Origin of the sequence: Thioclava indica (assembly GCF_000714545.1) — a bacterium.
In the GTDB taxonomy this organism is placed as follows: Bacteria; Pseudomonadota; Alphaproteobacteria; order Rhodobacterales; family Rhodobacteraceae; genus Thioclava; species Thioclava indica.
This window is the reverse complement of the sequence record NZ_AUNB01000105.1, coordinates 1-684: the sequence shown is the minus strand read 5'-3', so window position 1 is coordinate 684 and position 684 is coordinate 1. Positions and strand designations below refer to the sequence as shown.

Annotated in this window: 1 protein-coding gene and 1 pseudogene; both read left to right on the top strand. The window is 58.6% G+C overall.

The features are described 5' to 3' along the window. On the top strand, nt 1–257 hold a 257-nt coding region (locus DT23_RS18285), incomplete at its 5' end, for a hypothetical protein (RefSeq protein ID WP_205618267.1). A 45-nt stretch (nt 258–302) separates the two neighbouring features. After that, nucleotides 303–400, top strand: a pseudogene (locus tag DT23_RS19665) (transposase); the annotation flags it as partial. Nucleotides 401–684 lie beyond the last annotated feature (284 nt).

Genomic DNA, 684 nt, shown 5'->3' with positions numbered 1-684 from the left:
CATCACCCAAATTCTGGCATAGCTCCATGGTCGCAAAGGAGATCACAATGCTCGAGTGGCCAGAAAGCTTCATCCCAAGCTTCCTGATAGATGCTGATCAGGAAGCGCAGAAAGCCCGTGATGCGCGTCTCTCTGAGTTGTTTCATCAGCCGCTCACACTTCGGCGGTTACGATCTATGCGCGCCGATCCATTCTACCGCCCGCTCATGGAGCTCGACCGCAATTCAGCGACAGATTTTGCTTTGAATAGCCCCTAGCTTCGTAGACGCCTTCTTCCCTAATTTTGAGGCAAGGAGGCCGAGATGGGCAAAGGCAATTTCAGCGACGCGTTCAAGCGTGACGCGGTCGCGAAGATCACCGAGCGGGGCTACCCGGTTGGGAAGTTTCGCAACGGCTCGGCGCGCGCGTGCACGCGAAGCCCGGATCGCCGCATCAAGATCAGCCGCACTTAGCCCCACCGCTTGCTGGGTCAGCCGGCGGAGTTGGACCGCGAGTAACTGAGTTTCTACCGGATAATCTTTCATTTATCGTGCGTTGGACGAAATGTGGTAGCTGGCGGCCCGCACGCCGCTACGGCTTGGAAGCGTCCCGCCCGCCCCATAGCTCTGGCCGAGCAAAATGAGGCGACAGGGCTCGTAATTGCGCCTCCTGACCTTGACGGGGCAGGGGGGTGTCTTAGCCCAG